The organism is Sulfitobacter marinus (assembly GCF_900116285.1).
GTDB lineage: Bacteria > Pseudomonadota > Alphaproteobacteria > Rhodobacterales > Rhodobacteraceae > Sulfitobacter > Sulfitobacter marinus.
In genome coordinates this window covers 293,566-308,628 of sequence record NZ_FPAJ01000004.1, presented here as the reverse complement: position 1 = coordinate 308,628, position 15,063 = coordinate 293,566, and the positions used below count along the sequence as shown (strand labels likewise).

At 58.0% G+C, this 15,063-nt stretch carries 15 protein-coding genes; 6 read left to right on the top strand and 9 right to left on the bottom strand.

The features are described from left to right. Positions 1-92: 92 nt before the first annotated feature. Together BM347_RS13005 and BM347_RS13000 are read left to right on the top strand one after the other, a co-directional pair. Entirely contained in the window at positions 93-1,058 is a 966-nt protein-coding gene (locus BM347_RS13005; protein WP_093916896.1) for a LysR family transcriptional regulator, read from the top strand. A gap of 30 nt (positions 1,059-1,088) precedes the next feature. Further along, on the top strand, positions 1,089-1,811 hold the full coding sequence (locus BM347_RS13000; protein ID WP_093916895.1) for an NAD-dependent deacylase: 723 nt from the start codon (positions 1,089-1,091) through the stop codon (positions 1,809-1,811). A gap of 27 nt (positions 1,812-1,838) precedes the next feature. On the opposite strand, the gene BM347_RS12995 is transcribed toward BM347_RS13000, so the two are convergent. The 3 genes from BM347_RS12995 to rpmB all read right to left on the bottom strand — a co-directional run bounded on the left by BM347_RS12995 (position 1,839) and on the right by rpmB (position 3,157). Further along, positions 1,839-2,372 (bottom strand): copper chaperone PCu(A)C, encoded by a 534-nt coding sequence (locus BM347_RS12995; protein ID WP_093916894.1) that lies wholly within the window; start codon positions 2,370-2,372, stop codon positions 1,839-1,841. Between the two features lie 41 nt (positions 2,373-2,413). Beyond that, a complete protein-coding gene (locus BM347_RS17605) occupies positions 2,414-2,758 on the bottom strand; it encodes a hypothetical protein (RefSeq protein WP_175498568.1) in 345 nt (114 codons plus the stop codon). A gap of 99 nt (positions 2,759-2,857) precedes the next feature. Next, the gene (gene rpmB / locus BM347_RS12985; RefSeq protein WP_093916893.1) at positions 2,858-3,157 is read right to left on the bottom strand and encodes a 50S ribosomal protein L28; all 300 of its coding nucleotides are present in this window, start codon (positions 3,155-3,157) and stop codon (positions 2,858-2,860) included. A 188-nt stretch (positions 3,158-3,345) separates the two neighbouring features. On the opposite strand from rpmB, the gene BM347_RS12980 reads away from it, so the two are divergent. Next, a complete protein-coding gene (locus tag BM347_RS12980) occupies positions 3,346-4,041 on the top strand; it encodes a CDP-alcohol phosphatidyltransferase family protein (protein WP_093916892.1) in 696 nt (231 codons plus the stop codon). 43 nt (positions 4,042-4,084) lie between these two features. On the opposite strand, the gene BM347_RS12975 is transcribed toward BM347_RS12980, so the two are convergent. The 5 genes from BM347_RS12975 to BM347_RS17700 all read right to left on the bottom strand — a co-directional run bounded on the left by BM347_RS12975 (position 4,085) and on the right by BM347_RS17700 (position 10,603). Continuing rightward, positions 4,085-4,543, bottom strand: a complete 459-nt coding sequence (locus tag BM347_RS12975; protein ID WP_245764268.1) for a methylated-DNA--[protein]-cysteine S-methyltransferase — start codon at positions 4,541-4,543, stop codon at positions 4,085-4,087. Positions 4,544-4,571: 28 nt separating this feature from the next. Further along, entirely contained in the window at positions 4,572-7,487 is a 2,916-nt protein-coding gene (gene ileS / locus BM347_RS12970; RefSeq protein WP_093916891.1) for an isoleucine--tRNA ligase, read from the bottom strand. A gap of 250 nt (positions 7,488-7,737) precedes the next feature. After that, on the bottom strand, positions 7,738-8,751 hold the full coding sequence (locus BM347_RS12965; RefSeq protein WP_093916890.1) for a YcjF family protein: 1,014 nt from the start codon (positions 8,749-8,751) through the stop codon (positions 7,738-7,740). Beyond that, the gene (locus tag BM347_RS12960; RefSeq protein WP_245764267.1) at positions 8,751-9,194 is read right to left on the bottom strand and encodes a GNAT family N-acetyltransferase; all 444 of its coding nucleotides are present in this window, start codon (positions 9,192-9,194) and stop codon (positions 8,751-8,753) included. Before BM347_RS12960 ends, BM347_RS12965 begins: the two co-directional genes overlap by 1 nt. Beyond that, positions 9,191-10,603, bottom strand: coding sequence for a YcjX family GTP-binding protein (locus tag BM347_RS17700; RefSeq protein ID WP_093916888.1), 1,413 nt, complete (start codon positions 10,601-10,603; stop codon positions 9,191-9,193). The genes BM347_RS12960 and BM347_RS17700 overlap by 4 nt, the downstream gene beginning before the upstream one ends. 93 nt (positions 10,604-10,696) lie before the next feature. Here BM347_RS17700 and truA point away from each other — a divergent pair, with 93 nt between their 5' ends. Continuing rightward, the gene (gene truA, locus BM347_RS12950; RefSeq protein WP_093916887.1) at positions 10,697-11,467 is read left to right on the top strand and encodes a tRNA pseudouridine(38-40) synthase TruA; all 771 of its coding nucleotides are present in this window, start codon (positions 10,697-10,699) and stop codon (positions 11,465-11,467) included. Here truA and gndA read toward each other — a convergent pair. Next, on the bottom strand, positions 11,464-12,891 hold the full coding sequence (gene gndA / locus BM347_RS12945) for an NADP-dependent phosphogluconate dehydrogenase (protein ID WP_093916886.1): 1,428 nt from the start codon (positions 12,889-12,891) through the stop codon (positions 11,464-11,466). The two genes, truA and gndA, sit on opposite strands and share 4 nt — an antisense overlap. Before the next feature lie 148 nt (positions 12,892-13,039). Between gndA and BM347_RS12940 the strand changes: the two genes are divergently transcribed. After that, on the top strand, positions 13,040-13,498 hold the full coding sequence (locus tag BM347_RS12940; protein ID WP_093916885.1) for an NUDIX hydrolase: 459 nt from the start codon (positions 13,040-13,042) through the stop codon (positions 13,496-13,498). Positions 13,499-13,581: 83 nt separating this feature from the next. Next, on the top strand, positions 13,582-15,063 hold the full coding sequence (locus BM347_RS12935; RefSeq protein WP_093916884.1) for an inorganic phosphate transporter: 1,482 nt from the start codon (positions 13,582-13,584) through the stop codon (positions 15,061-15,063).

The following is a 15,063-nucleotide window of genomic DNA, read 5'->3' as shown; positions in this document are numbered from 1 at the left end:
ATTTCCTGAATCTATAGGCACGACAAGGCCAGCCAGCAACGACCCATCCAAAAGCGGTTTTGAAAACTGAAAACTGTCAAAAGGCGACTACGATGTTCAAAAAAGGTGTAACACTGCGCGGCATCGAAGTGTTCGAGGCATTGGCTAGCACGGGATCCGTCGCCCAAGCCGCGGCGGCGACCGGCCTTAGCCAACCTGCCGTCAGCCAACAAATGACCAACCTAGAGGCGGCCATTGGCGCGCCCTTGATGGATCACAGCCGCCGCCCGATGCGCCTGACCCCGCAGGGCGAAAACTTTCTAAAACATGCAAGTGCTGCATTGGTGCAGTTGCGGTTGGCGCAAACTGAACTGACGGTCATGGACTTGGCCAATCTGTCGGATCTAAGCCTTGGCGTCATTGATGATTTCGAGAATGATCTGACGCCACGCCTTGCCACCATATTGGCAGACAGCATGGCGGATTGCCGGTTTCGAATGATCACCGATGGCAGCAAGGATTTGATCCAAGCCGTTCAAGACAAAACCTTGCACATGGCCATCGCCGCCACCAGCGGGGATGCCAAGAGCGGGCTGATTGAAATCCCCCTCGCGCGCGACCCCTTTATTATTGTCGCGCCGCGTGACAACGCCGCGCCGCCTGCGGATCTTTTGTCGGGACAATCCTCCTTGCCCTTTATTCGGTACGACGCCGATCAAATGATTGCAGAGCAGATCAGCAATCATCTGGCACGCAGCTCTATTACCTTGGCCTCACAGTTCGAGATCGGCAGCCATCTGGCACTGATGGCAATGGTCGCACGGGGGATCGGCTGGGCGATTACAACCCCCTTTGGTTATTGTCGGGCAGAACGCTTTCATGACGCATTGCAGGCATACACGCTGCCAGCGCCGGGCGCATCGCGGCAAATATCACTGTTTGCGGGTGCGGATTGGGCGGGGTCTGTACCTCAAAACATCGCGGGCACCATGCGGCAATTGTTGCAGACGCATATGATTGCCCCGACGCTGATGCAGATGCCCTGGCTTGCTAGCAGCTTTCATACACTGGACGGATAAAATGATAAAAGACATCGAAAGGCAGTACAGATGAGCAAGATTATCATTCTCACCGGTGCCGGTATTTCCGCCGAAAGCGGCATCGAGACATTCCGCGCAGAAGACGGACTGTGGGCGCAGCACCGGGTCGAAGACGTCGCCACCCCCGAAGGTTTTGCGCGCGATCCCAATCTGGTCGTCGATTTCTATAATGCCCGTCGCAAACAGGCGTCAGAGGTTATGCCGAACGCTGCGCACAAAGCATTGGCCAAGCTGCAAAAGGACTATGACGGCCAAGTCGTGATCGTGACCCAGAACGTGGATGATCTGCATGAACAAGGTGGCGCATCAGAGGTGATGCATATGCATGGCGCGCTGAACTCCGCGCTTTGTGCTGCCTGCGATCATCGCTGGCCTGCCCCCATGGTGATGGCCCCCGGTGATCCTTGCCCGAAATGCCGTGCCCCCGCCGCGCGGCCTGACATCGTTTGGTTCGGCGAAATGCCCTATGATATGGAGTTGATTTTTGACCATCTTGCCGAGGCGGATATTTTTGCGGCTATTGGCACCTCGGGAAATGTGTATCCTGCCGCGGGGTTCGTCGCCGACGCCCGCCGCAACGGGGCGCATACGATTGAAATGAATCTCGAACGCTCTGCGGTAGGAAATCAGTTTGCCGAACACCGTACCGGCCCTGCCACCCGTATCGTCACAGACTGGGTGGAAGAACTGCTGGGTGGCTGTCAGCGGCAGCAGCGGCCAGAGCTGAGTTAAATTCGCCCTCTAGCCGCCTGATCGTACTTAGTCAGATGCTTTTCCGTGGCCGGAATGATCTCCGGAATGATCCATCTTGCCGTGGTTCATTTTGCTATGGTCCATCGCGCCATGCTCTGGCTTGCGATCCTGATCGACCATGATTTCGACATCTACCGGACCTGCCTTTTCGAACTCAAGGGTCACTTTAATCATTTCGCCTTGTTGCAAAGGGCGCTTTAGCCCCATGAACATCAGGTGGTCGCCGCCGCGCTTGAAGATGTGGGTCTCGTGATTTGCAATCGGCACGCCACCTTCGATCTCGCCCATACGCATCACGCCATTGGAATCTTCTGCGTGCTGGTGCAGTTCGACTTTTGCAGCCACATCCGACGATGCGCCGATCAGCCGGTCATCGCTGCCCGAATGGTTCATCAGCACCATAAATGCCGCGCCAGAGGTCGAGGCAGCGGTCGAGCTGCGCGCATAGGCGTCATTGACCATAATGCCTTGAGCCGCCAAAGGGCCAGCGGACAGCAGAACAATCGCGCAGACCGCGCGGGTAAAAGAAGCAAGTTTCATTGGGTATTCCTGTGTTTTGAGATGTCTAAGATAGTTTTAAATTAGACAAGTACAGGGGGTGCCCGCGTATCAGGCCAGTGCTGCGGGCGAACAAATTGCCGCGCACCGGGCTGCGATACGAATACCCGGAAAACAATCAACTGCGCGGGCGGGTCAAGAAGCGTTACGGCACCATCGACCAAGACATTCAGCGCCGCGTCAGGACAAATATGCGGGGCCGATGTCGGCTGACCCTCGGCATCCAGATAGATCGCGACCGGTCCGGTGCCCGTGCACAACACCATCTGCCCCGTCGCAGCAGAGGCACCGCGTGCGACCGCCATGCTTTGGCTGGTTATTCCCAGCACCAAGGCAAGCAGGACAGCAATGAAGGAACGGTTCAACATATCATGCTCCTTAGCGCAAATGCGGCAAAGGTTCGACATGTAAAAACGACGCAACCCCGGCGGTTAAGCCAGGGTTGCATCGAAAAACTTTAGGACGCCTTAGGAAAGTGCTTCAGCAGTCGCGCTGGACTTTGCGATCGCCTTTTTCACTTTCAAAGCGTTGTCGGACAGCTCGGTGTCCTTTGCTTTGGCCATGAACTTGTCCAGACCACCGCGGTGGTCAACTGTGCGCAAAGCTGCCGCAGAAATGCGGAACTTAAAGCTGCGGCCCAATGCTTCGGACTGCAAGGTCACATCGTTCAGGTTCGGCAAGAACCGACGGCGTGTGCGGTTTTTGGCGTGGCTTACGTTGTTGCCCGTCATCGGGCCTTTTCCGGTCAATTCGCAAACGCGCGACATGGGTTCATCCTTTTGCTACAGAGGTGTCATCGGCGATCCGACGCAACACCCAGATGGGCTGCACAAGGGCAACCCTAAAATTGGTTGTCAGGCTTTAGGCGGAATCACCTGCGGGGTCAACCCAACGTGGCGTGGTTCAGTGCGCTTTTCCTTTTGCACTTGTTAGAAAGATTTGGCATCTGTTGCGCATGAGTATCCAGTCACGCGCCCTTCTTGTTCATTTGTTCACTGCGACCGGCGCGATATTCGCCATGTTGGCCATGTTGGCGGCCGCCGACCAGCAATGGGATATGATGTTCCTATGGTTGGTTGTCGCGTTTTTCGTAGATGGAATCGATGGCCCCCTGGCCCGCAGATATCATGTAAAGGCGAATGCACCAGAGTTTGACGGGGTGCTGCTTGATCTGATTATCGACTATCTGACTTATGTGTTTATCCCCGCCTTTGCCCTATTCAAATCCGGCCTGATGGACGGGTGGAGCGGCTGGGTCATGATCATTATCATCACCTTCGCCAGCGCCATGTATTTCTGCGACACCCGCATGAAAACCAAAGACAATTCATTCTGGGGCTTTCCGGGATGCTGGAACATGCTGGTGCTGGTGCTGTTCGCCCTGTCCCCACCTTGGTGGGTTTCGTTGATCTTGGTGACATTCCTTGCCATCACCATGTTCGCCCCGCTGAAATTCGTCCACCCCGTGCGGACCGAACGCTGGCGCGTCGTGACATTGCCCATGGCGCTGGCCTGGACCTTCTTTGCAGGCTGGGCGGCGTGGGTCGATTTTCATCCCGACAGCTGGGCGCATTGGGGTCTGATTCTGACCAGCCTGTACCTGACCTTTGCCGGTGTCGCGCAACAGTTCCTGTACGAGCGCACCCCGTAGGGTGGGTGCCAACCCACCCACGCACGGCACGCAAACCAAGCCTCTAAATCAGCAGCCCCGCCGCCCCTTCGTGGCGCAGCAGGGCGATTTTTGTCTCAACGCCCCCTGCCCCTGAATATCCTGTCAAACCCTTAGCACCCATCACACGGTGGCACGGGATGATCACAGGGATAGGGTTCTGACCGCAGGCCTGCCCCACGGCCTGTGCAGGTGCGTTCAATTCTTTCGCGATGTCGCCATAGGTACGGGTTTCGCCAAAGGGGATCGCGAATATCGCGTCACAAACCGCCACGAGGAAATCGCTCCCCTCGACTCGCAGGGGCAGCGTAAATTCGGTCAGGGCACCTGTGTCAAAACCAGCCAACTGACGCACAGCGTCCTCCAGCAGATCGCTGCTGTCCTGCCTCAAAGCATCCCCCCAAGACAGGCGCGTGATTGCGCCTGCCTCTTCGGTTACTGTCAGCACACCGAATTGCGTCTTGATGGACCGTCGCAGAGCCACCTAAACGTCTGTGGGGTGCAACCCCGGCTTAAGACACCGCATCGTCGCACCGTTTGCACACGGCGGGGTGCGCATGCGTGCCCACATCAGGAAGCACTTTCCAGCAGCGGGCGCATTTCTCGCCCTCGGCCTTGGCAAACACCACGGCGACGCCCGCAACATCATCTGATGTCCACGCCCCTTCGGGTGCGTCCCCTGTCGTCAGGGTGATCTGGCTGGTAATACACAAATCGGCAAAGGTTTCAGGGTTGGTGATGACCTCTGCATATTCTGGCGCAAGATAGACGGTTGGTGCCGCCTCCAACGACGACCCAATCACCTTGGCAGTCCGTTGTTCCTCGAGCGCACCGGTGACCACACGGCGTACGGCACGCACCTTTTCCGCGCGGGCCGCCAGCACATCATCGCGCCATTCGGCAGGCGTCTCAGGAAAGTCCTGCAAATGCACCGAAGCGTTCTCGCCGCCGTGACGTTCCAGCCAGACTTCCTCCATCGTGAAGACAAGGATCGGCGCAAGCCACGTGGTAAGCCGGCTGTACAAGTGATCCAGCACCGTCAGCGCGGCCAGTTTGCGCGTTGTTTCACCATCGCAATACAAGGCATCCTTGCGGATATCGAAATAGAAGGACGACAGATCAAGCGTGGCAAATTCGAACACCGCGCGGAACACGCCCTGGAAATCGAACTTGGCATAGCCTTCGCGCACGACCCCATCCAGAATGGCCAGCTTGTGCAGGATTAGACGCTCCAGCTCGGGCATATCTTCGGCCGCAACGGCTTTGGACTTATCGAAATCTTTGAGCGACCCCAGCATATACCGCATCGTGTTGCGCAAACGGCGATAGCTGTCTGCCACGCCTTTCAGGATTTCATCCCCAATCCGCTGATCCGCAGTATAATCAGTCTGCGCCACCCAAAGCCGCAGGATATCCGCGCCATATTGCTGCACGATCTTTTCGGGCACGATGGTGTTGCCGATGGATTTGGACATCTTCATGCCCTTGGCATCCAGCGTAAAGCCATGGGTTACCACATTGCGATAAGGCGCGTGGCCCGTGGTGCCAACCGATTGCAACAGCGACGAATGGAACCAACCGCGGTGTTGGTCGGTGCCTTCCATATACACATCAGCGATGCCGTCTTTGGTGCCATCAGGACGGTCACGCAGCACAAACGCATGGGTGGAGCCGGAATCAAACCACACATCCAAGATATCGAACACTTGATTATAGTCATCGGGGTTCACGATCCCGCCCAAGAACCGCTCTTTCGCGCCATCCTCATACCACACGTCGGCACCGTCGGCCTCGAACGCATCAACGATCCGCTTGTTCACCTCTGGATTGCGCAGCAGGAAATCAGCGTCAGTCGGCAACGCGCCCTTCTTGGTAAAGCAGGTCAGCGGCACGCCCCACGCACGTTGACGTGACAACACCCAGTCGGGCCGTGCCTCCATCATCGAATGCAGGCGGTTACGACCCTTCTTCGGCACCCAGTTCACATTATCGATCTCGGTCAGGGCCCGCTCGCGTATGGTCTTGCCAAAGGTGTCCAACCCATCGCCAACAGGCTTGTCGATGGCTGCAAACCACTGCGGCGTGTTGCGGTAGATGATAGGTGCTTTGGAGCGCCATGAATGCGGGTAGCTGTGCTTGATCTTGCCACGTGCGAGCAGCCCACCGACCTCGACCAGCTTGTTGATCACAGCAGTGTTGGCGTCGCCCTCCTTGCCCTTGCGGTTCAGGATGAACTTGCCGCCAAAGAACGGCAGATCGGCGCGGAACATACCATCATCATTGACGTTGTATGTGATGACATCCTGCAGCATGCCCAGACCACGGTAGAGCTCATACTCCTCCATCCCGTGGCTCGGTGCACAATGCACAAAACCTGTGCCTTCGGTGTCCGTTACGAAATCAGCGGCGCGGAAATCACGCAGATCATCCCATTCGCCGTTTGCACCGTCGGCACCGGCGAGAGGGTGTTGCAACTTGATTTTTGCCAAATCATCCTGCGTCACGTCACACAGACGGCGCACCATGGTTTCATCCAGACGCGCGCGGCCAAAGACCTCCATCGCCATGGCGTCAGACAGAATATAGCGATCCCCGATGCTAACCCAAGATTCCTCGGGGCGGCCCGTAACTTCGTACAGACCATAGGAAATGCCCTCGCCATAAACGACAGCTTTGTTGCTGGGTATGGTCCAAGGCGTCGTGGTCCAGATGACTACCTGAGCACTGTCCAACGTCGCGTCGCCAGTACCCACAACCTTGAACTTCACCCAAATGGTAAAGCTCTCCTTGTCGTGATACTCGACCTCAGCTTCGGCCAAGGCTGTTTGTTCAACAGGCGACCACATCACCGGTTTTGAACCCTGATACAGCGTCCCGTTCATCAGGAACTTCATGAACTCTTCGGCGATCACACGCTCGGCATGGAAATCCATCGTCAGGTAGGGATCGGCCCAGTTACCTGTGACACCCAGACGTTTGAATTCCTCGCGCTGGATATCAACCCAGCCCGCCGCGAACTGGCGGCATTCTGCGCGAAATTCGTTGATCGGAACGTCGTCCTTGTTGCGGCCTTTCTTGCGGTACTCTTCCTCGATCTTCCATTCAATTGGCAAACCGTGGCAATCCCAACCGGGGATATAGCGCGCGTCAAACCCCATCATCTGATGGCTGCGCACGATCATGTCCTTGATCGTCTTGTTCAGCGCGTGACCGATGTGCAGATGCCCGTTCGCATAGGGCGGGCCATCATGCAGCGTAAAGGGCGTGCGGTCCTGCTTTTCACGCAACCGGTCATAAACGCCAATTTTCTCCCACTGTGCCAGCCACTCGGGCTCGCGCTTGGGCAGGCCCGCACGCATCGGAAAATCGGTCTTGGGCAGGTTCAGCGTGGATTTATAATCAACTGTTTCGGGGGTGTCGGCGCACATGTGGGGCGTCCTTTGGCAAACAAATATAAAAGGGATGGTCAGCTGCGGCGCGAGTATCTCTTAACACCTAAGGCCCGGCGTCTCGTCAAATCAGAGCGCCGGGAAAATAATTCGAATAATGATCACGGATATCCGGCTCATGACGCGCCTTATAAGCCCCCCTACCACAAGCGACAAGCCCCTACGCCCCTTGTTCTCTGGCTCTTAAATATCCCGGGGTTTGGGGCAGCGCCCCAATCCGGCGCACCGATCAAACCTCAGTCTTCGATCCTTTGCCGAACAAACCCGACAAGGCCCGCTTGATAATGCTTCGCACCTTGGGTCTGCGCACCGGCGAAAACGGCATCGGGCGGCACACCTCCATGGCTGCAACACCAACCCGTGCGGTCAACGCACCGTTGACCAACCCCTCGCCAAAGCGCCGCGACAGCTTGGCCAGAACCGTCCCGCCAAGGATCGGTTCCAGCATGTCATCGCCCACAGCTACCGCGCCGGTGGCCACCAGATGCGACATCACCACCCGGGTCAGCCGCCATGACCCAAAGAACCCTGACCGACCGCCATAGATTTCGGCGATACGGCGGATCATGCGCAGGTTGCTGGTCAGGGCAGCGGCCACATCGGCCAGCGCCAGTGGCACCAATGCGGTCACTGTCGCCACCTGCCGCGCTGCGGCTTCGACCTCCCGGCTGGCGGCGATGTCCAGCGGGCCAAGCAATTCAGCCTCGGTCAACGCCAGCAGGCTTTGCGCATCCAGTTGATCTGCTCGCAACTCAGCCAAACGGTCGCGACCCCAGCGGGTATCCTCGCGCCCTTGATAAAGGCCCACCAGCCGATCCGTCACCGACCGCGCGGCTTTCAAATTATCCTGCGCCAACGCTTCGCCAACGTCGTGATGCAATCCGTCCAGCCGCGCCAACCGGCTGAACGCCGCAAGTTCGCGCAGGCACAGCAATGCGACCACCAGCAGCAACGCGCCAATCAACACGCTCATCGCAAGCCCGACCACCGGATAACTGGCCATCAGACCGGCGATAAAGTTCCATGCCGAAATCGACACCAATGCCCCGATGAACGCCGTCAGCAACCACCAGAACAGCTTGACCAGTTTCGACGGTTTCCGCGCCCCGAGCCGCGCTGCGATTTGCATCGCTTGGCCTTGCGGCGCGGGCGCGCCGGCATCTGGCACGGGCGGGGCTTCAGACACAGACGGGCGCGGTGCCGCGTCTTCCTCCAGGTCAAATAATACCGGACCTTTGGCCATCACACAGTCTCCCGTCGCCATTCGTATTGAATATCCGGCAAGCGTTCATCATTGCCGCTGCCATCCGTGCGCTGCACCTCAATGAAGCCGTGGCGCAGATAAAACCGCTGGGCCGCTTCGTTGGCCTGAAATGTCCATAGTTCCAGCTGGTCCACCGCGGCCTTCTCATGCTTTAACAGGGCTTTGCCAATACCTTGCCCGCGATTTTTTGCCGCTACATATAGCGCGTCCAAATCCTCACCATTTCTCGCGCAGAAACCGACAACTGCGCCGTCTTCCTCAGCCACATGGACCCGCCCCAAATCAATCATGCGCGCCGCATGGGCGATATCTTCGGCGCGGGTATGAATGCGCGGCATCCAGTCTGACGTGTCTACGAATTCCGACAGGATCGCGCCCACGGCCCCCGCATCCAAGTCGCGTGCCAAACGCAATGTGGTCACAACCGGTCTCCGATCAGAAATTCTGCCGCGCGGTCCAGCCGGATATGTGGGGGCCCGTCGCCGGGGCGCAGGTTCAATTTCGCCGGGGCAAAACGCATGATTTTGTAATCCTGATCCAGCCATTTTTCTGCCCCCGCCCGCGCGGGGCTCAGCAGATACGCGGGGTCTTTAGGCAGCTCACCGGGATAGAACGCCGCCTCTTTTCCGGTCTCAAGCAGACTGCCGCGTACGACATCCAAAGTTTCACCATCATGCTGCATCGACGCTTCGGTCGTGGCCCGCAAGGACGCCAACGACATGGCAGAGGTCGCCGCCCCCGCAAACCGCGCACGGTCTCGGGCGTCGCGGGTCAACGCCTCCATAATCGCGGTCAGGCTGGGATGTTGAGAATGATGCAAATGATCGGCCTTGGTCGCGGCGAACAGGATTTTCTCGACGCGTTTCCCGCGCAGGATTTGCGTCAGGAAGCCGTTGCGCCCGGGTCTAAAGCTGCTCAGAATTTCGGTCATTGCGGCGCGCAGGTCTTCGACGGCACGGGGGCCTTGATTGATCGCGCCCAACGCATCGACCAGCACAATCTGACGGTCGATCTTGGCAAAATGGTCGCGGAAAAACGGCTGCACGACTTTGCGTTTATACGCCTCGAACCGCCGTGCCATTTCGCGCAGCAACGATCCACGGGGGCCACCCTCGCCGGGTAATGGCGCGAAGGTCAACACTGGCGATCCGGCCAGATCACCGGGCAGCAAAAATCGTCCCGGCGTACAATCGGAATAGCCATTGGCCCGCGCGGCCTGCAGATATCCGGCAAAGCTCGCGGCAAGTGCCTGTGCGGTGGGTTCATCAAGCGCCGCCTGCGCATCCGTGTCTGCGACCAAAGCGCGGTAGGCCTCCGCCTCGTCGCGCCCTTCGATCCGCTGCAAAACCTGCGCGGACCATTGTGCATAATCTACATCCAGCAACGCCAAATCCAGCAGCCATTCGCCCGGGTAATCCACAATGTCCAAGTGGATTGTGCGTGGCCCCTGAAACCCAGCGAGCAAGCCATTTGGCCGCACACGCAAGGACAAGCGCAGCTGCGATATCGCGCGGGTGCTTTCGGGCCAATGAGGCGTGGGGCCTGTCAAAGCGGCAAGGTGGTTCTCATATTCAAAACGCGGCACGGTATCGTCGGGTTGCGGCTGCAAAAATGCGGCCTCGATCCGCCCCTCAGAGGCGGCGAGCAATCCCGGCATCCGGCCCCGGTCCAGCAGGTTTGCCACCAGCGATGTGATAAAAACCGTCTTGCCTGATCGCGCCAGCCCGGTGACGCCCAGACGGATAACCGGTTCAAAAAACGTTTCCGACACGCCGTCCTGAACGTTTTCCACCTGTCGCCAAATACCATCGGCAATTCTAGAGAGTACCAAAGCCTGCGCCCGCCCTTACCTTACTGTTGAAAGTGAACATAAGCACGGGGTGCAGGGATTGCCAGAAGACACCACCCGCGCTAAGCCCCCGCCATGTATCGCTATGCCCTGAAAATCGAATACCACGGCGAACCCTTTCACGGGTGGCAACGCCAGAACGACGTGCCCTCGGTTCAGGGCGTGATCGAGGCTGCACTGGCCAAGATCGAGCCGCGCGACCACAATATTGCGGCGGCGGGCCGCACCGACAAAGGCGTTCACGCAACGGCACAGGTCGCCCATTGCGATATGGAGCGCGACTGGACCCCGTTCCGGCTGTCCGAAGCGTTAAACTATCATATGAAGCCGCACCCGGTGGCGATTGTTGATTGTGTGCAGGTAGATGACACATTCCACGCCCGCTTTTCCGCGCAGGAACGGCGCTATTTGTTTCGTATCCTTATGCGCCGCGCGCCAGCGACCTTTCAGGCGGGGCTGGTCTGGAATGTGAAAAAGCCGCTCGATCTGGATGCGATGCGCGAGGGGGCGAGCCATTTGCTGGGTCAGCATGATTTCACAACATTTCGGTCGACAATTTGCCAATCGATGACGCCTGTCAAAACCGTTGATCGTCTGGACATGAACTTGGTGGATACCCCTGCAGGGCCCGAGGTGCATTTCGATGTGCGCGCGAGGTCGTTTTTGCACAACCAAGTGCGCAGTTTTGTTGGCACGTTAGAACGCGTCGGCGCAGGGTCTTTACGCCCCGACGACGTCAAAACCATGCTTGAGGCCCGCGACCGTCAGGCCTGCGGACCGGTATCGCCGCCACATGGTTTGTATCTGTCCCATGTCGGGTATCCCGTAGACCCCTTCGCCGGTTAGGTTTTGGCGATTGGTGCCCAATCACCGTGATGCGGACCATCTTGATCCAGACGTTCAAACCCATGCGCGCCAAAGAAATCACGTTGCGCCTGGATCAGGTTGGCAGTGCCCCGCCCGCGTCTGATGCTGTCGTACCACGCCAAAGCTGCACCAAGTGCAGGCACTGCCACGCCGGACAGCACAGCCGCCGCAACGACTCTCCGCAAAGCCCCGATTGAGCCGTCCAGCATATCCCGAATAGCAGGGGCGAGGGTCAGCTCGCCAGCGGGCAATTCGCTGCGGAATGCGCTCGCAAAATCATCCAACAAGGCCGAACGGATAATGCACCCTGCGCGCCAGATCTCGGATATGCGCGCCATGTCCAAGTCCCACGCGAATTCGTCAGAGGCTGCCGCTAAAATACGAAATCCCTGCGCATGGCCGATGATGCGCGCGGCCAGCAACGCCTGTTGCAGGTCATCTGCATCGGGCACTGATGCCGTTTGGGGGCTCGCCGCCAACAGCGGCTCGGCAAGCTGGCGGGTTTGCTTTTCGCTCGACCAGCCACGCGCGCCGACCGCGGCCTCGATTGTGCTGGCAGATTGGCCCAGTTTCAGCGCCTCGATCAATGTCCAGCGGCCGGTGCCTTTCTGGCCAGCTTGGTCCTTTATCACGTCGACAAGCGGGCCGCCCGTGACAGCATCAGTCGTTTGCAAAGCCGCCGCCGAAACCTCGATCAGGTAAGAGCTTAGCGGGCCATTTTGCCAGCTTTCAAACAGACGCCCGATGTCAGCAGCCTCTTGCCCCCCTGCGTCCCGCAGGATGCCATAGACTTCGGCGATCATTTGCATGTCGGCGTATTCAATACCGTTGTGCACCGTCTTGACGAAATGGCCTGCACCGTCCGGGCCAAGGTGGTCGACGCAAGGCGCGCCTTCGAATTTGGCAGCTATGGCTTCGACCATGGGACGCAGATGTTGCCAGCTTTCCTTGGTGCCTCCGACCATAATCGACGGGCCATGCCGGGCACCCTCGGCGCCGCCGGAAACCCCCATGCCAACAAAATGGCATCCGGTCTTCTCAACAGTGATGGACCGCCTGCGGGTATCGTGAAAATCAGCATTGCCGCCGTCAATGATCGTGTCACCGCTGTCGAGATGTGGCAAAATCACGTCAATCATCGCATCCATTGGCGCGCCCGACGGGATCATAAATAGAATGCTTCGAGGGCGCGAAACCGCTCCTACAAATTCGGCCAGATCAGCAGCGCCGGTAAATTGACCCGCCAGCGGGCCGGATGCAGCAATAAACGGGCCGATCCACTCCGCTTCCTTGTTGCTGACCGCAACCTTGAAACCATGTTCCGCAAGGTTCAACGCGAGCGCGCTGCCCATTGTGCCTAATCCGAAAACCCCGATATCGGCACTGGTTTCACGGTTATTCATGACTATATCCTTTTCAAGAAAGCCCGGCCAAAGTGGAATGCACAGCGCGCGACCGCAAGGGGGCAAATCCTAAGAAATTGATTCCTTTTACAAATTCGTTTACTATTTAGGAATAATAACAAAAAACTCTATTGGCAGGTGAACTAGAATGATGCACGTCTTTAAACGCGCATGGGATGAAATGTTGCTTCCTATGTGGCAGCGGCCAAAACGGCTACAAGTGGCCGCGTTATGCTATCGCGAAACCCCCAAGGGTAAACAAGTGCTGCTGATCACAAGTCGTGACACAGGACGCTGGATCGTGCCGAAGGGCTGGCCGGTAGATGGTCTTGATGGTGCAGAGGCAGCCCTGCAAGAAGCCTGGGAAGAGGCGGGTGTTTCGAAGGCCGATATCGAAAGCAGCCCAATCGGATATTACGATTATGACAAGCGTCTGGATCATGGGCTGACAACGCCGGTGAATGCGCAAGTTTACCTGACGCGGGTGCGCAACCTCGAGGACGAATACCCGGAGGTAAACGAACGCACGCGCAAATGGTTTGCACCTGCTGAAGCGGCAGAGCTTGTGGACGAACCCGATTTGCAAGACATTCTTCGCGCGCTTTGACCTTGGTTCCAGCCTTTCAGTGCAGACTTGTGTAGCAGCCCTGTTTCTGGCAGGACGCGCCAATCGTATTGATCGGAGCAGCCATGAGTGACGCGCCAAAAGGCCAGCAATGGAAGACGCTGGACACTGACCTGCACCGTATTTCACGGGTGGAACAAGCCGCAACCTATGCCGCCCGTCCGATGGTCGGCTTCGGAATTGCACTGGTGTTCATCGTGTTTGCCGCGCTTTCTGCTGGCATCTTCTTTGGCTATTCCTCCTCAACCTATGTGGTGATCGCCGCTGCGGCTTTTGGGGCCTACATGGCCGTCAATATTGGGGCCAACGACGTCGCCAACAATATGGGCCCCGCCGTCGGTGCCAAAGCACTAAGCATGGGCGGTGCCATTTTGATTGCCGCGATCTGCGAAAGTGCGGGCGCATTGCTGGCAGGGGGCGATGTCGTATCGACCATCTCAAAGGGGATCATCGACCCGACATCGGTTGCAGATGCGCAGGTGTTCATCTGGGCGATGATGGCCGCGCTGATCTCTTCCGCGCTTTGGGTGAATCTGGCCACTTGGGTCGGCGCGCCGGTGTCCACGACCCATTCGGTCGTTGGCGGCGTGCTGGGTGCAGGCATCGCGGCGGCTGGGCTTTCGGCGGTTAACTGGTCATCGATGAGCATGATCGCCGCAAGCTGGGTCATCTCGCCGGTTTTGGGTGGGGTCATCGCCGCAGGGTTTCTGGCGCTCATCAAGGCGCAAATCCTGTACCAAGAAGACAAAATCGCCGCGGCACGCCGCTGGGTTCCGATTTTGGTTGGCGTGATGGCCGGAGTTTTTGCCGCCTATCTGTCGCTTAAAGGTCTGAAAAAGATCGTACATATCGACATGGGTATGGCGCTGTTTATCGGTTTGGTTCTAGGAATCGTGGCCTATGCCGTGTCGCGGCCGGCGATTATCCGCGCCTCTGTGGGGATGGAAAACCGCAATAAGTCGGTCAAGATATTATTCGGCCTGCCACTGGTTTTCTCTGCCGCTTTGCTCAGCTTTGCCCATGGCGCCAATGATGTTGCGAACGCGGTTGGACCCTTGGCGGCGATTGTCCATGCGTCCGAGTTTGGCGGTTTTGAGGCCAAGGTTTCCATTCCCACTTGGGTGATGGTGATTGGGGCCTTCGGCATTTCGTTTGGCTTGTTCTTATTCGGGCCGAAACTGATCCGCATGGTCGGCAGTCAGATTACCAAGCTGAACCCGATGCGCGCCTATTGCGTGGCATTGTCTGCGGCCATCACGGTGATTGTGGCGTCCTGGCTGGGGCTGCCCGTCAGTTCTACCCATATCGCTGTGGGCGGCGTTTTCGGCGTGGGCTTTTACCGCGAATGGCATATGGAGCGGCGCTTGCGCGGGGCGGGTGCCAACGTTGTGCGGGTCAAACGGATTGCCGTTGAAGAACGCCGCCGCCGTAAGCTGGTTCGACGGTCTCATTTCATGACGATCATTGCCGCTTGGGTGATCACCGTTCCAGCTGCCGCCGCAATGTCTGCGCTGATCTTTATCGTACTGACCAAGTTCGTTCACTAA